The sequence below is a fragment of the Bradyrhizobium sp. sGM-13 genome (genome assembly GCF_018398875.1).
In the GTDB taxonomy this organism is placed as follows: Bacteria; Pseudomonadota; Alphaproteobacteria; order Rhizobiales; family Xanthobacteraceae; genus Bradyrhizobium.
Genome location: NZ_JAGWDK010000007.1, coordinates 122510 through 138193, shown reverse-complemented (window position 1 = coordinate 138193; position 15684 = coordinate 122510). Strand labels below are relative to the sequence as shown.

Sequence of the window (15684 nt, the reverse complement as noted above, 5' to 3'; positions counted from 1 at the left end):
GCGATGTCAGCCAGGAGCGCGCGAGTGTGTCAGAGACACCCGCGTGTTTGGGGCGTCGGTTTTGCTAGCTGAAGGGGGCAAGCCAGAAACCGCAAAACGGGATCAGAACACGCGGCTCGCAGGGACCTGATGATTCTCTAGGTCACGGCACTCATATGGAGCACCTGCGCGCCGCTTTCAAGGTGAATTCGGCGCGCCTCGCCAGCGCGGTTAAAGGAAACCGATCGGCCAGATCGCGCCGTGGCGCCTAGCCAACCCAAACGATCAAAATTCGTGCAAGAAATCTAGCCAAATTGCGGCATTTGCACAAAAAGTAGATGGTTTGCTGCCAAAGCATACATTTTTGCTGTCTAATAAATAGGCAGATTTCCTGCCGACGGCTTTCGCGTAGTCGGAATTTCCAAGCGATTATAGGAGCTTATCCGGCCATCGAGCGATGGCATGGTTCTTGCGATTCGCTTCACGCAGGCGGCCGTGGGGCCGTTCGCAGCGTTCAACGCCTGCGTCAGGGAGATGACATTTCATGCTTACAAAATTGACTCACGATATAGTGACGCTGAGCCGCCGCCGCTGGCTGGCGGCCACTGCCGGCCTGGTTTTGGGTCTGGCTGCGTTCTCGAACGCCAAGGCGCAGGAGACCATCAAGGTCGGCGTGCTGCATTCGCTTTCCGGCACCATGGCCATCAGCGAAACCACGCTGAAGGACACTATTCTCTTCCTGATCGAGGAGCAGAACAAGAAGGGCGGCGTGCTCGGCAAGAAGCTCGAGCCTGTCGTCGTCGACCCCGCCTCGAACTGGCCGCTGTTTGCCGAAAAGGCGCGCGAGCTGATCACCAAGGACAAGGTTTCGGTCGTGTTCGGCTGCTGGACCTCGGTGTCGCGCAAGTCCGTGCTCCCGGTATTCAAGGAACTGAACTCGATCCTGTTCTACCCCGTGCAATACGAGGGCGAGGAGAGCGAGCGCAACGTGTTCTACACCGGTGCTGCGCCGAACCAGCAGGCGATTCCTGCCGTCGACTATTTGATGAAGGACGAGAAGGTGAAGCGCTGGGTGCTGGCCGGCACCGACTACGTCTATCCGCGCACCACCAACAAGATCCTCGAAGCCTACTTGAAGTCGAAGGGCGTCAAGCAGGAAGACATCATGATCAACTACACGCCGTTTGGTCATAGTGACTGGCAGACGATCGTGGCCGACATCAAGAAGTTCGGCTCCGCCGGCAAGAAGACTGCCGTGGTCTCCACCATCAACGGCGACGCCAACGTTCCCTTCTACAAGGAGCTCGGCAACCAGGGCATCAAGGCGACCGACATTCCGGTGGTCGCGTTCTCGGTCGGTGAAGAAGAACTCGCCGGCATCGACACCAAGCCGCTGCTCGGCCATCTCGCCGCCTGGAACTACTTCCAGTCGATCAAGTCGCCCGAGAACGAGAAGTTCATCAAGGCCTGGCAGGCCTACACCAAGAATCCGAAGCGCGTGACCAACGATCCGATGGAAGCGCACGTCATCGGCTTCGACATGTGGGTCAAGGCGGTCGAGAAGGTGAAGTCGACCGATCCGGACAAGGTGATCGACGCGCTGCCCGGCATCGAAGCCAAGAACCTGACCGGCGGCACCTCCAAGATGCTGCCCAACCATCACATCACCAAGCCGGTGTTCATCGGCGAAATCAAAGCCAACGGCCAGTTCGACGTGGTGTGGAAGACCCCGGGCCTTGTCGCTGGCGACGCCTGGTCGAAGGAGCTCGAAGGCTCCAAGGACCTGATCGGCGACTGGGTCGGCAAGAAGTGCGGCAACTACAACACCAAGACCAACAAGTGCGGCGGTCAGGGCTCCTGATCCCGATCTGATCCGATTGGATCATGATCCCGATCTGATCCGACAGGATCAGGATCGCCCGAGTTGCAATAAAGAACTTCCAAAAGTTCTTCGAACAGAACGACCGGAGAAGGCGGCGCTGCCGCCGCCTTCTCCCCATACTCCTGCCGGGGTCGTATTGTGTCTGCCAATTTCCTTGATAGCCTTCGCGCGCTTTTGCTCGCGATCCTTTTGGCTGCAGCCTTTGCGGCGCCGGCGCTGGCGGGCCCGTTCGAGGACGCGGTCGCCAAGTTCGCCAACGACGATTTTTCCGATACCGATGAAGCGATCGGCGCGGTCGCGACGTCGGGCAATCCGCTGGCCTTTCCGATCATCAGCGCGCTGCAGGAAGGGCGGCTGTCGGCCGATCCTGATACCAAGAAGGTTTTCGTCACGCAGGCCGACGGCAAAGTCATCGATGCCGCGACCGGCGCTGCCGTGGACAAGCTGCCGGACAACGCGGCTGCCGTGCGCCTCAACAACCGCTTGCGCCGCGCCGTGGAAGCCGCGCTCGGTGGGCTGACGCTGTTGTCACCCGATCCGGCCAAGCGGATCGCGGCGGCGCAGTCGGTGTTCAAGAGCCATGAGGAGAGTGCGCTCGTCGTAATCGACGGCGCCCTGGCGAAGGAGACCAACAAGTCCGTCAAGGCCGCCTTCGCGGAAGCCCGCGCCGCCATCCTGCTCTACAAGTCCGACGCGACAGAGGTCGAGAAGCTCGAAGCGGTCGCCGTCGTTAAGGCGCGCGGCGATCAGGAGGCGATGGCGCTCTTGACGGGCTTGGGCAGCGACCTGCCGCCCAACGTCGCGCGCGCCGTAGCAAGCGCGATCGCCTCGATCCAGAGCAATCTGCAGATGTGGTCGATGGTGCAGTACGCCTGGTACGGCCTGTCGCTGGGATCGGTGCTGCTGCTCGCCGCGATCGGCCTCGCCATCACCTTCGGCGTCATGGGCGTCATCAACATGGCCCATGGCGAGATGGTGATGCTGGGCGCCTACACCACCTTCGTGGTGCAGGAGGTCATTCGCAGCAATTATCCCGGCCTGTTCGATTATTCGCTGCTGATCGCGGTGCCGCTGGCGTTCCTCGTCGCCGGCGCCGTCGGCGTAGCGATCGAGCGCGGCATCATCCGTTTCCTCTATGGCCGCCCGCTGGAAACGCTGCTCGCGACCTGGGGCCTGTCGCTGGTATTGCAGCAGGCCGTGCGCACCGCGTTCGGGCCCACCAACCGCGAGGTCGGCAATCCCTCCTGGATGAGCGGCGCGTTCGAGCTCGGGCAGATCACCATCACCTATAACCGGCTCTGGATCCTCTGCTTCACGCTCGCGGTGTTCGTCATCCTGCTCGCGATGCTGCGTTACACCGCGCTCGGGCTCGAGATGCGCGCGGTGACGCAGAACCGCCGCATGGCGGCCTCGATGGGCATCGCCACCTCGCGCGTCGATGCGCTGACCTTCGGCCTCGGCTCGGGCATCGCCGGGATTGCCGGCGTGGCGCTGTCGCAGATCGACAATGTCAGCCCCAATCTCGGCCAGAGCTACATCATCGATAGCTTCATGGTCGTCGTGTTCGGCGGCGTCGGCAATCTCTGGGGCACGCTGGTCGGCGCCTTCACGCTCGGCATCGCCAACAAGTTCCTGGAGCCGGTGGCGGGCGCCGTCCTCGGCAAGATCGCCATCCTGGTGCTGATCATCCTGTTCATCCAGAAACGCCCGCGCGGCCTGTTCGCGCTCAAGGGCCGGGCGGTGGAAGCATGACTCCGCACGTCCTCACGCGCTCGCTCGACCGCAGCGCCACCATCTTCCTGGTGGTGGTCGCCGGCCTCGGCGTGCTGATCCCGCTGTCCAACCTGCTGCTGCCGGCAGGATCTGCACTGCAGGTGCCGACCTATCTGGTCGCGCTGTTCGGCAAATACGCCTGCTACGCCATTTTGGCGCTCTCGATTGACCTGATCTGGGGTTATTGCGGCATTCTCTCGCTCGGCCATGGCGCGTTCTTCGCGCTCGGCGGCTACGCCATGGGCATGTACCTGATGCGCCAGATCGGCAGCCGCGGCGTCTACGGCAATCCGATCCTGCCCGACTTCATGGTGTTTCTGAACTATCCGGCGCTGCCCTGGTACTGGCACGGCTTTGATATGTTCTGGTTCGCGGCGCTGATGGTCATTCTTGTTCCCGGCCTGCTCGCGTTCTGCTTCGGCTGGTTGGCGTTCCGCTCCCGCGTCACCGGCGTCTATCTCTCGATCATCACCCAGGCCATGACGTATGCGCTGCTGCTGGCGTTCTTCCGCAACGATTTCGGCTTCGGCGGCAATAACGGCCTGACCGATTTCAAGGACATCCTCGGCTTCAACGTACAGGCCGACGGCACCCGCGCCGCTCTGTTCGCGCTGAGCTGCCTGGCGCTGATCGTCACCTTCCTGATCTGCCGGGCGGTAGTAACCTCGAAGCTCGGCAAGGTCCTGATCGCAATCCGCGATGCCGAGTCGCGGACCCGCTTCCTCGGCTACCGCGTCGAGTCCTACAAGCTGTTCGTGTTCACGCTCTCGGCCTGCATGGCCGGCGTCGCCGGCGCGCTGTACGTGCCGCAAGTCGGCATCATCAATCCGAGCGAATTTGCACCGGGCAACTCCATCGAAGCGGTGATCTGGGTTGCCGTGGGTGGCCGCGGCACGCTGGTGGGTGCGGCGCTCGGCGCTGTCGTCGTCAATTACGCAAAAACCTACTTCACCTCGGGCCCGCTGGCGCCGTACTGGCTGTTCATGCTGGGCGCGCTGTTCATCCTGGTAACGCTGCTGCTGCCAAAGGGGATCGTCGGCACCTTTAACGCCTGGCGGGAGTCCCGGAAGGCAACCGAAAAAGCCAATGCCGAAAGCGCCGCGCTCGAAGACGGCGTCGGCGAACCGAAGCCGGCGGAGTGAGCGCATGAGTGTCATGGAGGGAAGGACCACTTCGGCGCTGCTCTACCTCGACGGCGTGCATGTCTCGTTCGACGGCTTTCACGCCATCAACAACCTGTCGCTGACGCTTGAGCCCGGCGAGATGCGCGCCATCATCGGCCCGAACGGCGCCGGCAAGACCACGATGATGGACATCATCACCGGCAAGACCAAGCCGGACGAAGGCACAGTGCTGTTCGATGGCATGACCGACCTGACGCGACTGGACGAGACCCATATCGCCGAACTCGGCATTGGCCGCAAATTCCAGAAGCCGACGGTGTTCGAGAGCCAGACCATCGAGGACAATCTGTTGCTGGCGCTCAATGTCGATCACAGCGTCAGGGGCACGCTGTTCTGGCGCGGCAGCAGGGATGAGTCCGAGCGGATCGACCGCGTGCTCGAAACCATCCGCCTGACCGATGCGCGCAACCGCCTTGCGGGCAGCCTGTCACACGGCCAGAAGCAGTGGCTGGAAATCGGCATGCTGCTGGCACAGGACCCAAAACTGCTGCTGGTCGACGAGCCGGTCGCGGGCATGACCGATGTCGAGACGCATCAGACCGCCGAGCTTCTGAAGGAAATCAACAAGGAAAAGACCGTCATGGTCGTCGAGCACGACATGACCTTTGTGCGCGAACTCGGCGTCAAGGTCACCTGCCTGCACGAAGGCACGGTGCTGGCGGAGGGGACCATCGATCAGGTCTCATCGAACGAGCGCGTGATCGAAGTGTATCTGGGAAGATAGGCGGAGAGCGAGTAGCGAATAGCGATTGGAATTCTTCTTCGAACTATTCGCTACTCGCCATTCGCCATTCGCGAAAGGCTGACGATGCTGGATGCGAAAAACATCAATCTCTACTACGGCGCAGCACAAGCCTTGCGCGGCGTCTCGCTGTCCGCCGAACCCGGCAAGGTGACGTGCGTGCTGGGCCGCAACGGCGTCGGCAAGACCTCGCTGCTGCGCGCGATGGTCGGCCAGTATCCGATCGCCAGTGGCTCGATCGCGCTTGATGGTCACGATATCACCGGTCTGAAACCTTATGAACGCGCGCGGCGCGGCATCGGCTTCGTGCCGCAGGGCCGCGAAATTTTTCCGCTGCTCACGGTTGAGGAAAATCTCAAGACCGGCTTCGGGCCGCTCAAGCGCGAGGATCGCTATATCCCCGACGACGTGTTTTCACTGTTTCCGGTGTTGAATACGATGCTGGGGCGGCGCGGCGGCGATCTCTCCGGCGGCCAACAGCAGCAGCTCGCGATCGGCCGTGCCCTGGTGATGCGGCCGAAACTGTTGCTGTTGGACGAGCCGACCGAAGGCATTCAGCCCTCGATCATCAAGGACATCGGCCGCGCGATCTCGTACCTGCGCAGCCTCGGCAACATCGCGATCGTGCTGGTCGAACAATATCTCGACTTTGCCTGCGAGCTCGGCGACAATTTTGCGATCATGGACCGCGGTGCGGTGAAGTATGCCTGCGACCGCGCCAATCTCGATCCCGCGGAAATCAGTCGCCAGATGGCGCTGTAACGCTTTCGAGCGCGGCACACACCGTTTGGGGGACGGATGCGGACCGATATCACGCGCGCGGCTTCAGCAACGTTCGCGGCCAACCGCGCGCAGGGCGCTGTGCGGTTCGGCGTGCATCTGCAGGATGGTGTCACCCGCCGTGGCGACCTGCACGAATCCGGCTCGCTGCGCGTCCGCTTTCCCTCTCCTGAAGCGGAAGGACTGTTCGGCGTGTTCGTCAACACCGCCGGCGGCATTGCCGGCGGAGACCGCTTCGATATCGATATCGGGGCAGGCGAGGGGACGCGGCTGACGCTGACGACGGCGGCGGCCGAAAAGGTCTATCGCGCGCCCGGCGCCGCCGCCCAGCTCAGCATCGCCCTGAAGGCGGAAGCCGGTGCGCATCTCGCCTGGCTGCCGCAGGAAACCATCCTGTTCGACCGCGCGCGAATTGTCAGGCGCATCGACATCGACTTGGCCGAAGACGCCTCGCTTCTGCTCTGCGAAATCGTCGTGTTCGGCCGCGCCGCGATGGGCGAGCGGATGCTTCACGGCGAGTTCGTCGACCGCTGGCGCCTGCGCCGCGGCGGCAAGCTGGTGTTTGCGGAGACCATCCGGCTCGACGGCGACATCGGCGCAAAGCTGGCGCGGCCGGCCGTTGCGAAAGGCGGCGTTGCCATCGGCACCGCGCTGATCGTGCCCGGCGATGAGGCAGTCGTGGAGCGCATCCGTGAAGCCGGGGAAAGCTTCGGCGGCGAGGTCGGCATCTCCTGTTGGAATGGATTTGCAATGGCACGCTTCTGTGCCCAAGATGCGGCCCGGCTCCGCGCCGATATGATGACGGTGCTCGGCCGTGCCAGCGGCGTGGCGCTGCCAAGACTTTGGCTCAATTAACCGCTGTGGCTCAATTAGAGACAATCACCAGAGTGCTCGCATGAATTTCTCCCCCCGCGAAAAGGACAAGCTCTTGATCTCGATGGCGGCCGTGGTGGCGCGCCGCAGGCTGGAGCGCGGCGTCAAGCTCAACCACCCCGAGGCGGTGGCCATCATCTCCGACTTCATCGTCGAAGGCGCCCGCGACGGCCGCACTGTCGCCGAACTGATGCAAGCCGGCGCCCAGGTCCTGACCCGCGCGCAGGTGATGGATGGCATTCCCGAAATGATTCACGACATCCAGGTCGAAGCGACGTTTCCGGATGGTACAAAACTCGTCACCGTGCACGAGCCGATACGATAGTCATCGTCATTCCGGGGCGGCCGCAAAGCGGCCGAACCCGGAATCCAGAGGTTATTATCTCGAACTTCCAGGTTCGATGCTGCGCATCGCCCGGAATGACAGAGGAGGCTAAATGATCCCCGGCGAACGCTTCATCAAAGACGGCGAGATCGAACTCAACGCCGGCCGCAAGACGGTGACGCTTACCGTCGCCAATACCGGCGACCGCCCGATCCAGGTCGGCTCGCACTATCATTTCTTCGAAACCAATCCCGCACTGAAATTCGACCGCAAAAAATCCCGCGGGATGCGCCTCGACATCGCCGCCGGCACCGCGGTGCGGTTCGAACCCGGCCAGACCCGCGACGTACAACTGGTCGCCCTCGCCGGCAAGCGCGTCATCTACGGTTTCCGCGGCGACGTGCAGGGCAAACTGTGATCTTCGAAGGCGAAATGCTGACAGGAATATGTCTCGTCACCGAAGCTGCCGAGTTCGCTGCGCGCTGCCACACCGGCATGGCGCGCAAGGGGCGCGGCAACGAGCCCTACGTCAACCATCTCGCCGAGGTCGCACACCTGCTCGCCGTCGCGACCGATGGCGCGGATGCCGAGCTCGTCGCGGCCGGCTGGCTGCATGACACCATCGAAGACACCGAAACGACGCGCGAGGAGCTTGCGGAAGAGTTCGGCGCACGCGTCGCGGATATCGTGGTCGAGGTGACCGACGATATGAGTCTGCCCAAAGACCAGCGCCGGCAAAAGCAGATCGTCGATGCTCCGCACAAATCCTCTGAGGCGAAAATGATCAAGATCGCCGACAAGATCAGTAATATCCGCGCACGCGTCTTCCCGCATCCGAGCGAGACCGAACGCGACGATCTCGCCGACTATATCGCCTGGGCCGAAAAAGTCGTCGCCGGATGCCGCGGCGTCAACGCGGTGCTCGATCGAACTTTCGACAAAGCAGCCGAGCTTGCAAGGAGCACACTGTGAGCACGAAAATCAAACGTAGCGTCTATGCCGACATGTTCGGGCCGACCACCGGCGACAGAGTGCGGCTGGCCGATACCGATCTCATCATCGAGGTTGAAAAGGACTTCACCACCTATGGCGAGGAGGTGAAGTTCGGTGGCGGCAAGGTGATCCGCGATGGCATGGGGCAGTCGCAGGTCACCAACCGGCAGGGCGCTGCCGATACCGTCATCACCAATGCGCTGATCGTCGATCACTGGGGCATCGTCAAGGCCGACGTTGCGATCAAGGAGGGTATGATCGCGGCGATCGGCAAGGCCGGCAATCCCGATATCCAACCCGGCGTTACCATCATCATCGGCCCCGGCACCGACGTCATCGCGGGCGAGGGAAAAATTCTCACCGCCGGCGGCTTCGACAGCCACATCCATTTCATCTGCCCGCAGCAGATCGAGCATGCGTTGATGAGTGGCGTCACCTCGATGCTCGGCGGTGGCACCGGGCCCTCGCACGGCACCTTTGCGACCACCTGCACGCCCGGCCCCTGGCATATGGGCCGGATGATCCAGTCGTTCGACGCCTTCCCGGTCAATCTTGGCATATCAGGCAAGGGCAACGCCGCGCGTCCCGCTGCACTGGTCGAGATGATCAAGGCCGGTGCCTGCGCGCTGAAGCTGCACGAGGATTGGGGCACCACGCCGGCCGCGATCGACAACTGTCTCGCCGTCGCCGACGATTACGACGTCCAGGTGATGCTGCATTCGGACACGCTGAACGAATCCGGTTTCGTCGAGGACACGGTAAAAGCCTTCAAGGGCCGCACCATCCACGCCTTCCATACCGAAGGCGCCGGCGGCGGCCATGCGCCTGATATCATCAAGATTGCCGGCTTGAAGAATGTGCTGCCGTCCTCGACCAACCCGACGCGCCCCTTCACGCGCAACACCATCGACGAGCATCTGGACATGCTGATGGTGTGCCACCATCTCGATCCGTCGATTGCGGAGGATCTCGCGTTTGCCGAAAGCCGCATCCGGAAAGAAACCATCGCAGCCGAAGACATCCTGCACGATCTCGGCGCGCTGTCGATGATGTCGTCGGATTCGCAGGCGATGGGCCGGCTGGGCGAAGTCATCATCCGCACTTGGCAGACCGCCGACAAGATGAAGAAGCAGCGCGGCACGCTGCCGGAGGACAAGGGTAACGACAACGACAATTTCCGCGTCAAGCGCTACATCGCCAAATACACCATCAACCCCGCGATCGCGCATGGCGTCTCGAAACTGATCGGCTCGGTGGAGAAGGGCAAGCTCGCCGACCTCGTGCTGTGGTCACCGGCGTTCTTCGGCGTCAAGCCGGATTGCATCATCAAGGGCGGCTCGATCGTGGCGGCGCCGATGGGCGATCCGAACGCCTCGATCCCGACGCCGCAGCCGGTGCATTACCAGCCGATGTTCGCCGCCTTCGGCAAGTCGCTGACCGCATCCTCAGTGGTGTTCACCTCGAAGGCCGCTATCACCGGCGGGCTGGCGCGCAAGCTCGGTATCAGCAAGACGCTCTACCCGGTGAAGAACACCCGCGGCGGCATTTCCAAGAAGAGCATGATCCATAACGGCGCGACGCCCAAGATCGAGGTCGATGCCGAGACCTATGAGGTGCGCGCAGACGGCGAGCTTCTGACATGCGCGCCCGCAGAGGTTCTGCCCATGGCGCAGCGGTATTTCATGTTCTAAGGTCTGGCCCGGAACGTTAGCCAGAACAAAAATCCGGGAGGATCTAGTGATCTATGTCGTTGCCACGCTGACCATCAAGCCCGAAACGCGCGCCGATTTCATCGCCGCCGCCACCGCCTGCATCAAGGAAACCCGGAAAGAACCCGGCAATATCGCCTATGACCTGCACGAGAGCGTCACCGATCCTTCAAAAATGGTGTTCGTCGAGCAGTGGGAAAATGCCGAGGCGCTGGTGCCGCATCGTAGCGCCGAGCACATGAAGACCTTCGGTCGCGTCGCCGTGAAATGCATGTCGGCGCCACCGAAGATCGAAGTGATCACGCCCGAAAAGGTCGAGACCCGCTAACAAGAAAAGCCAGCGGGAGATAAATTGTGGAGAAGCTTTGAGGCCCACGTCATGATCCGCGCGACAAAAGTCCTGGGCCAGCATCGCTGGACACAAGCAGCCGCCGACACCGTGGTGCTCGATTTCGACGACCGGCACCGGCGGCGGATGGCGATGACGGGAACGCGCGGGCTCGAATTCCTGCTCGACCTGGAGAATGCGGTGGCGCTGCGCGGCGGTGACGCGCTGGTGCTGGAGGACGGCAGGCTGATCGAGGTGGTCGCGGCCGCCGAGCCCCTGATCGAGATCCGGGGCGTCGATCCCTTGCATCTGGTCCGCATCGCCTGGCATCTCGGCAACCGTCATTTGCCGACCCAGATCATGCCGAAAGGCCTGCGAATCCGCCGCGATCACGTCATCGAGGCGATGGTGAGGGGGCTGGGTGCGCGCGTCATCGAGATCGAGGCGCCGTTCGATCCCGAAGGCGGCGCCTATGCACAGGCTTCGCATGATCATGCCGCGCACGGCCACGGCCATGATCATCACCATCATGATGATCATACGCACCATCACCACCACGACGAACATTGCGACCACGATCATCACCACCACGATCACTCCCATGCTCATGACCACAAGTGAGCCTGCGCCCGCCGACGCGAGCAGTGGAATGAATACGGAGGAGTCGTCGGCGCTGTACCGGCTGATGACCTGGCTGTCGCCGTCCTTCCCGGTCGGTGCATTCTCTTATTCCAGTGGCATCGAGTGGGCGGTGGAGGCGGGCGACATCACCGACGCCGCATCGCTGCGCGACTGGCTGGCCGCGATGCTCAACGAAGGCTCCGGCTTCTGCGACGCCGTGTTTCTGGCGCAGGCGTATCGCGCCGCGTCCGTGCAGGACGCCACGGCGTTGCGCGAGGTTGCCGAACTCGCGGCTGCCTTCGTGCCCTCGCGCGAGCGTCAGCTCGAGACGACAACGCAGGGCCGCGCCTTCATCGATATCGCGCGCGCCGCCTGGGCCTGCGATGGCCTCGACGGCATGGTTGCCGCCAGCGGCAGCGCAATCGTTTATCCCGTCGCGGTTGGCGTCGTCAGCGCCGCCCATGCCGTTCCGCTTGCGCCGGCGATGCATGCCTTCCTGCATGCCGTGGTTTCGAACTGGATTTCCGCCGGCGCGCGCCTCGTGCCGCTCGGGCAAACCGACAGCCAGCGCATTCTCGCGGGCCTGGAAACTGATGTCGCCTCGACCGCCAGCCGAGCGCTTGCCGCCTCGCTGGACGATCTCGGCAGCGCCACCTTCCGCGCCGATCTCGCCAGCCTCCGCCACGAGACGCAGTATACGCGGCTGTTCCGGTCATGATGGGGGTGAGCCATTCACCATTCGTCGTCCCTGCGAAAGCAGGGACCCATAACCACAGGTGCCTGTTTTGCGAAGAGCGTCGGCCACCGCAATCTACCGTTAGGCCGCGGCGTATGGGTCCCTGCGTTCGCAGGGACGACGACAACAAAGAGAGCATCGCATATGTCTAAATCTCACGGCCCGCTTCGGATCGGCGTCGGCGGTCCTGTCGGCTCCGGCAAGACCGCGCTGATGGACCTGCTCTGCAAGTCGATGCGGGAGCGTTACGACATCGCCGCCATCACCAACGACATCTACACCAAGTGGGACGCCGAATTCCTGGTGCGTTCGGGCTCGCTGACACCCGACCGCATCGCCGGCGTCGAGACCGGCGGCTGCCCGCACACCGCGATCCGCGAGGACGCCTCGATGAATCTCGCGGCGGTCGCCGACATGCGGGCGAAATTTCCCGATCTCGATCTGGTGCTGATCGAATCCGGCGGCGACAATCTTGCGGCGACGTTTTCTCCCGAACTCGCCGATCTCACGATCTACGTGATCGACGTTGCCGCCGGCGACAAGATTCCCTCCAAGGGCGGCCCCGGCATCACCCGCTCGGACCTGCTCGTCATCAACAAGATCGACCTGGCGCCTTATGTCGGCGCGTCGCTGGAGAAGATGGAGACGGACGCCAAGCGGATGCGCGGCGAGCGGCCGTTCGTGATGACCAATCTGAAGAAGAGCGAGGGGCTCGATCGCATCATCGGCTTCATCGAGACCAAGGGCGGCCTGCGCCCGGCCACGAAGGCCCGGTAGGCCCGGGGCAGCCGGCCCCGCAGGGCCCGGACGACAGGCGGCCGAACGAGCGGTCAGGCCAGCGGCAGGTGAGCGGCGCGTTAACATTAATGCTCGGTCCGCCGCCGCAGCCCGCGGATTTGTCCGCCCGCGCCGGAACCAAATCGACGGTGTCAGATTATCCAACTTCTGGCGCCGCCAAATCAGCGTTAACGGCTGCCGTGTTGTTGCCCGCTGCCAAGCTGTCAGTTGCGTGCTGATGATCGCTCCGTCATATTCGCCGCGCTTGGCCTTCGCGCTATTGCCACGTGTCTCTGCCCCGGCAGACCCCGAAATGCTTCCAATACGTCTTCGCCAACACGTCATTCCTGAGTAAGCGAGTGGTTCGGCTGGGCTTCATTATCGGCTTTATCGCACTGATCGGAGTTCTGCTCTCCGGTCTCGCAGCCTATCGCGTCCACGAGCAGGAACTGGCGATCGACGGCATCGCGCTGTCGCGCGCCATCGACGTTCATGCCAGCCTGGTGCAGGATCGGCTGACCGAGCGCGAATTGCTCGCACGGGTTGCATCCGGCTTGTTTCGCTCCCCTTCAGTAGTGAAGGCCAACATGCTGCAGCCGCTGCGTTCGGCGATCTATGCCTTCAAGACCGATTTTGTGATCGCGTCCTGGATCGCGCGTCTCAAGCCGGGCGATCTGGTGGCTGCCCAGACGGAGCTGAAGGGCGCCGGCTTTACCAATCCGACGATCAGGGATTTCGACGACAAGCCGCTGGATCTACGGACCATCAACAAGCCGATCGACGTGCTGATGGATCTCGAGCCGCGCAGTCCTGATACGCTCGGCTTTCCCGGCCGGGCCTACGACCGGCACTCGGTGATCGGGCCGATGCTGGCGCAGGCGGCGGCAGCCGGCAAGCCGCTGGCGTCGGACCCGATCCCGCTGTTGCGCCAGAGCGGGCCGATCGGTCTCGTGCTGGCGTCTCCGATTCTGCTCGAGGGCAGTTCGGAGCCGGCCGGCTTCGTGACCTTTTCCTACGAGCTGGCGCCGCTGATGCTGACCGATGACGACCGCTCGTTGTTCTCGGTGGTGTTGAAAGACCCTGATGACGCCAACGACGAATATGTCGCCAACGACCAGGGCGTCGTCACGCTGCGGGCGGTGAGGCAGGGTGATCCGTTGCCGTCGGTGGTGCGGACGGTAACGTTCGGCGGCCGCGACTGGTCGCTCGGCTATTACGCCAAGAACAACGCCGCGCTGCGTGCGCAGCAGACCGCGATCGTCGTCGCAGCCATCGGGCTGGCGCTCACCGGAATCGTCTGCGGCCTGTTCGGCTATGTCGCCTACAACAATCTGCGGCTCAGCCGCGAGATCCAGGTGCGGATCGGCTTCGAGCGTCGCTTGACCGCCGTCATCGACGAGCTCAACCACCGGGTCAAGAACATCCTGGCCGTGATCCAGTCGATCGTGACGCGCACGCTGCGTCACGGCTCCGACATGGATGTGGCACGCGAGCTGTTGATCGGCCGCATTCACGCGATGTCGAACGTGGTGACGCTGCTCAGCGAAAGCCAGTGGCAGGGCGTCAAGCTCAAGGGCCTGTTCGAGTCGCGCGCGATCCCGCATGCCGACCGCATCGTCATCAACGGCCCGGATATCGCCGTCAGCGCGCGCGCCGCGCAGTCGCTCTCGCTATTGTTTTTCGAGCTGGCCTCGCACTCCGACGAGGGCCTGTCGCTGGTCGGCAAACATCCGCATATCGTCGCGAACTGGGAAGTGACCGGCGAGGAGCCCGACACGATCTTTCATTTCCGCTGGGAAGAGTTCAACACCAGTGCGGCGACACGGCGCGAAGATAGCGATTTCGGCCTCATCCTGCTCGACCGCGTCGCCCCCGAAGCGCTCGGCGGCACCGCAAAACGCTACTTCACCGATGTCAGCTATGTCTACGAACTCACCGCGCCGATGGCCACGGTGGTCGACATGACCGAGCGCGATCGCACGGGCGAAATTTCCGCGCCGGTACGGCCAGTAAAGTAGGTCACGTCGTCCCTGCGACGCAGGGACCCATAACCACCGCTGTGAATGGTGAGACACGCCGTCTTGCCTTGTGCCAGTTCCGCCGGCCGCGGCGTCTGGGTCCCTGCGTTCGCAGGGACGACCACGTTGAAGGCATCACGTCCAGGTTACGATAGCGACAAAAAAGGCGGCTGCTCCGGCCGCCTTTTTCATGTCACCTCGATCGCGTCATCAGCCGCCGTTGCCGCCGATCACGGCGCGCACGGTCTCGTCAGGTCCGAAATCCTCGGCGCCCTCGACATAGAGCAACGCGGAGAGTTTCGAGCGCGCGCGGTTGACGCGGCTCTTGATGGTGCCGACCGCGCAGCCGCAGATGGCGGCGGCGTCCTCGTAGGAGAAACCGGAGGCGCCGACCAGGATCAACGCTTCGCGCTGGTCCTGCGGCAGCTTGTCGAGTGCTGTGCGAAACTCCTCAAACTCCAGATGCGCGTTTTGCGACGGCTGGGTCTTCAAAGTTTTTGCGTAATTGCCCTCGGCGTCCTCCACCTCGCGCCGCCGCTTGCGATAGTCCGAGCGAAACAGGTTGCGCAGGATGGTGAACAACCAGGCCGGCAGGTTCGAGCCGGGCTGGAACGAGTCAATGTTGGCAATGGCGCGCAGCAACGTTTCCTGCACCAGGTCATCCGCACGGTCGCCATTACCCGAGAGCGAGATCGCGAACGCGCGCAGGCTGGGTACCGACGCCAAAATGTCGTCGCGAAGTTGGTCTGTGAGAGGCATTAGTCCCTCCCGTCATTTTTTGCTGTTTCGTCGATCTGGGCCGCCGCCGCCTCCGGCCCGTCGAGCTTCCGGATCAGCTCCGCAAAGCGGTCCGGCACGCCCTGTCGGACCACATCGTCGTACATGGCGCGGAGCTGGTGGCCGATCCTCGATTGAATCTCGGCATTGAGCCCGCCCTGCTTTTTTGCTTCCTTCATGGTCTGAT

The 15684-nt window shown here is 63.0% G+C and carries 17 protein-coding genes; 15 read left to right on the top strand and 2 right to left on the bottom strand.

What is annotated here, in order from left to right; genetic code table 11:
- Window positions 1-523 precede the first annotated feature (523 nt).
- The 15 genes from urtA to KJQ96_RS12830 all read left to right on the top strand — a co-directional run bounded on the left by urtA (window position 524) and on the right by KJQ96_RS12830 (window position 14720).
- A complete protein-coding gene (urtA, locus tag KJQ96_RS12900; protein WP_213286967.1) occupies window positions 524-1840 on the top strand; it encodes an urea ABC transporter substrate-binding protein in 1317 nt (438 codons plus the stop codon).
- Window positions 1841-1999: 159 nt separating this feature from the next.
- The gene (urtB, locus tag KJQ96_RS12895; protein WP_213286966.1) at window positions 2000-3613 is read left to right on the top strand and encodes an urea ABC transporter permease subunit UrtB; all 1614 of its coding nucleotides are present in this window, start codon (window positions 2000-2002) and stop codon (window positions 3611-3613) included.
- Window positions 3610-4776, top strand: a complete 1167-nt coding sequence (gene urtC, locus KJQ96_RS12890) for an urea ABC transporter permease subunit UrtC (protein WP_213286965.1) — start codon at window positions 3610-3612, stop codon at window positions 4774-4776. Before urtB ends, urtC begins: the two co-directional genes overlap by 4 nt.
- Before the next feature lie 4 nt (window positions 4777-4780).
- Window positions 4781-5542, top strand: a complete 762-nt coding sequence (gene urtD, locus KJQ96_RS12885; RefSeq protein ID WP_213286964.1) for an urea ABC transporter ATP-binding protein UrtD — start codon at window positions 4781-4783, stop codon at window positions 5540-5542.
- A gap of 84 nt (window positions 5543-5626) precedes the next feature.
- The gene (gene urtE / locus KJQ96_RS12880; RefSeq protein WP_213286963.1) at window positions 5627-6322 is read left to right on the top strand and encodes an urea ABC transporter ATP-binding subunit UrtE; all 696 of its coding nucleotides are present in this window, start codon (window positions 5627-5629) and stop codon (window positions 6320-6322) included.
- A gap of 36 nt (window positions 6323-6358) precedes the next feature.
- The gene (locus KJQ96_RS12875) at window positions 6359-7195 is read left to right on the top strand and encodes an urease accessory protein UreD (RefSeq protein ID WP_213286962.1); all 837 of its coding nucleotides are present in this window, start codon (window positions 6359-6361) and stop codon (window positions 7193-7195) included.
- 40 nt (window positions 7196-7235) lie between these two features.
- Window positions 7236-7538, top strand: coding sequence for an urease subunit gamma (locus KJQ96_RS12870; protein WP_213286961.1), 303 nt, complete (start codon window positions 7236-7238; stop codon window positions 7536-7538).
- 112 nt (window positions 7539-7650) lie between these two features.
- Window positions 7651-7956 (top strand): urease subunit beta, encoded by a 306-nt coding sequence (locus KJQ96_RS12865; protein ID WP_057841052.1) that lies wholly within the window; start codon window positions 7651-7653, stop codon window positions 7954-7956.
- Window positions 7957-7970: 14 nt separating this feature from the next.
- On the top strand, window positions 7971-8510 hold the full coding sequence (locus tag KJQ96_RS12860; RefSeq protein WP_213286960.1) for an HD domain-containing protein: 540 nt from the start codon (window positions 7971-7973) through the stop codon (window positions 8508-8510).
- Window positions 8507-10222, top strand: coding sequence for an urease subunit alpha (ureC, locus tag KJQ96_RS12855; RefSeq protein WP_213286959.1), 1716 nt, complete (start codon window positions 8507-8509; stop codon window positions 10220-10222). Before KJQ96_RS12860 ends, ureC begins: the two co-directional genes overlap by 4 nt.
- A 46-nt stretch (window positions 10223-10268) precedes the next feature.
- A complete protein-coding gene (locus KJQ96_RS12850; RefSeq protein WP_213286958.1) occupies window positions 10269-10568 on the top strand; it encodes a putative quinol monooxygenase in 300 nt (99 codons plus the stop codon).
- Between the two features lie 51 nt (window positions 10569-10619).
- A complete protein-coding gene (locus KJQ96_RS12845) occupies window positions 10620-11189 on the top strand; it encodes an urease accessory protein UreE (protein ID WP_213287137.1) in 570 nt (189 codons plus the stop codon).
- A complete protein-coding gene (locus KJQ96_RS12840; RefSeq protein ID WP_213287136.1) occupies window positions 11170-11907 on the top strand; it encodes an urease accessory protein UreF in 738 nt (245 codons plus the stop codon). The genes KJQ96_RS12845 and KJQ96_RS12840 overlap by 20 nt, the downstream gene beginning before the upstream one ends.
- 162 nt (window positions 11908-12069) lie before the next feature.
- Window positions 12070-12702 carry an urease accessory protein UreG gene (gene ureG / locus KJQ96_RS12835; protein WP_213286957.1) on the top strand — a complete coding sequence of 211 codons (633 nt, stop codon included), beginning with the start codon at window positions 12070-12072 and terminating at the stop codon, window positions 12700-12702.
- A 359-nt stretch (window positions 12703-13061) separates the two neighbouring features.
- Window positions 13062-14720: an HWE histidine kinase domain-containing protein gene (locus KJQ96_RS12830; RefSeq protein ID WP_213286956.1), complete on the top strand. Its 1659-nt coding sequence runs from the start codon at window positions 13062-13064 to the stop codon at window positions 14718-14720.
- Window positions 14721-14930: 210 nt separating this feature from the next.
- Here the strand turns inward: KJQ96_RS12830 and KJQ96_RS12825 are convergent, their stop codons facing one another.
- Both KJQ96_RS12825 and KJQ96_RS12820 read right to left on the bottom strand, forming a co-directional pair.
- Window positions 14931-15479: a sigma-70 family RNA polymerase sigma factor gene (locus KJQ96_RS12825; RefSeq protein WP_213286955.1), complete on the bottom strand. Its 549-nt coding sequence runs from the start codon at window positions 15477-15479 to the stop codon at window positions 14931-14933.
- Window positions 15479-15676 carry a NepR family anti-sigma factor gene (locus KJQ96_RS12820; protein ID WP_057841045.1) on the bottom strand — a complete coding sequence of 66 codons (198 nt, stop codon included), beginning with the start codon at window positions 15674-15676 and terminating at the stop codon, window positions 15479-15481. Before KJQ96_RS12820 ends, KJQ96_RS12825 begins: the two co-directional genes overlap by 1 nt.
- Between the last annotated feature and the right edge of the window lie 8 nt (window positions 15677-15684).

Bases quoted from the DNA above. Each gene is read 5' to 3' on its own strand.
- urtA (WP_213286967.1), top strand. From the start codon at position 524: ATGCTTACAAAATTGACTCACGATATAGTGACGCTGAGCCGCCGCCGC.
- urtC (WP_213286965.1), top strand. From the start codon at position 3,610: ATGACTCCGCACGTCCTCACGCGCTCGCTCGACCGCAGCGCCACCATC.
- urtD (WP_213286964.1), top strand. From the start codon at position 4,781: ATGAGTGTCATGGAGGGAAGGACCACTTCGGCGCTGCTCTACCTCGAC.
- urtE (WP_213286963.1), top strand. From the start codon at position 5,627: ATGCTGGATGCGAAAAACATCAATCTCTACTACGGCGCAGCACAAGCC.
- KJQ96_RS12875 (WP_213286962.1), top strand. From the start codon at position 6,359: ATGCGGACCGATATCACGCGCGCGGCTTCAGCAACGTTCGCGGCCAAC.
- KJQ96_RS12870 (WP_213286961.1), top strand. From the start codon at position 7,236: ATGAATTTCTCCCCCCGCGAAAAGGACAAGCTCTTGATCTCGATGGCG.
- KJQ96_RS12865 (WP_057841052.1), top strand. From the start codon at position 7,651: ATGATCCCCGGCGAACGCTTCATCAAAGACGGCGAGATCGAACTCAAC.
- KJQ96_RS12860 (WP_213286960.1), top strand. From the start codon at position 7,971: ATGCTGACAGGAATATGTCTCGTCACCGAAGCTGCCGAGTTCGCTGCG.
- KJQ96_RS12845 (WP_213287137.1), top strand. From the start codon at position 10,620: ATGATCCGCGCGACAAAAGTCCTGGGCCAGCATCGCTGGACACAAGCA.
- KJQ96_RS12840 (WP_213287136.1), top strand. From the start codon at position 11,170: ATGCTCATGACCACAAGTGAGCCTGCGCCCGCCGACGCGAGCAGTGGA.
- ureG (WP_213286957.1), top strand. From the start codon at position 12,070: ATGTCTAAATCTCACGGCCCGCTTCGGATCGGCGTCGGCGGTCCTGTC.
- KJQ96_RS12825 (WP_213286955.1), bottom strand. From the start codon at position 15,479: ATGCCTCTCACAGACCAACTTCGCGACGACATTTTGGCGTCGGTACCC.
- KJQ96_RS12820 (WP_057841045.1), bottom strand. From the start codon at position 15,676: ATGAAGGAAGCAAAAAAGCAGGGCGGGCTCAATGCCGAGATTCAATCG.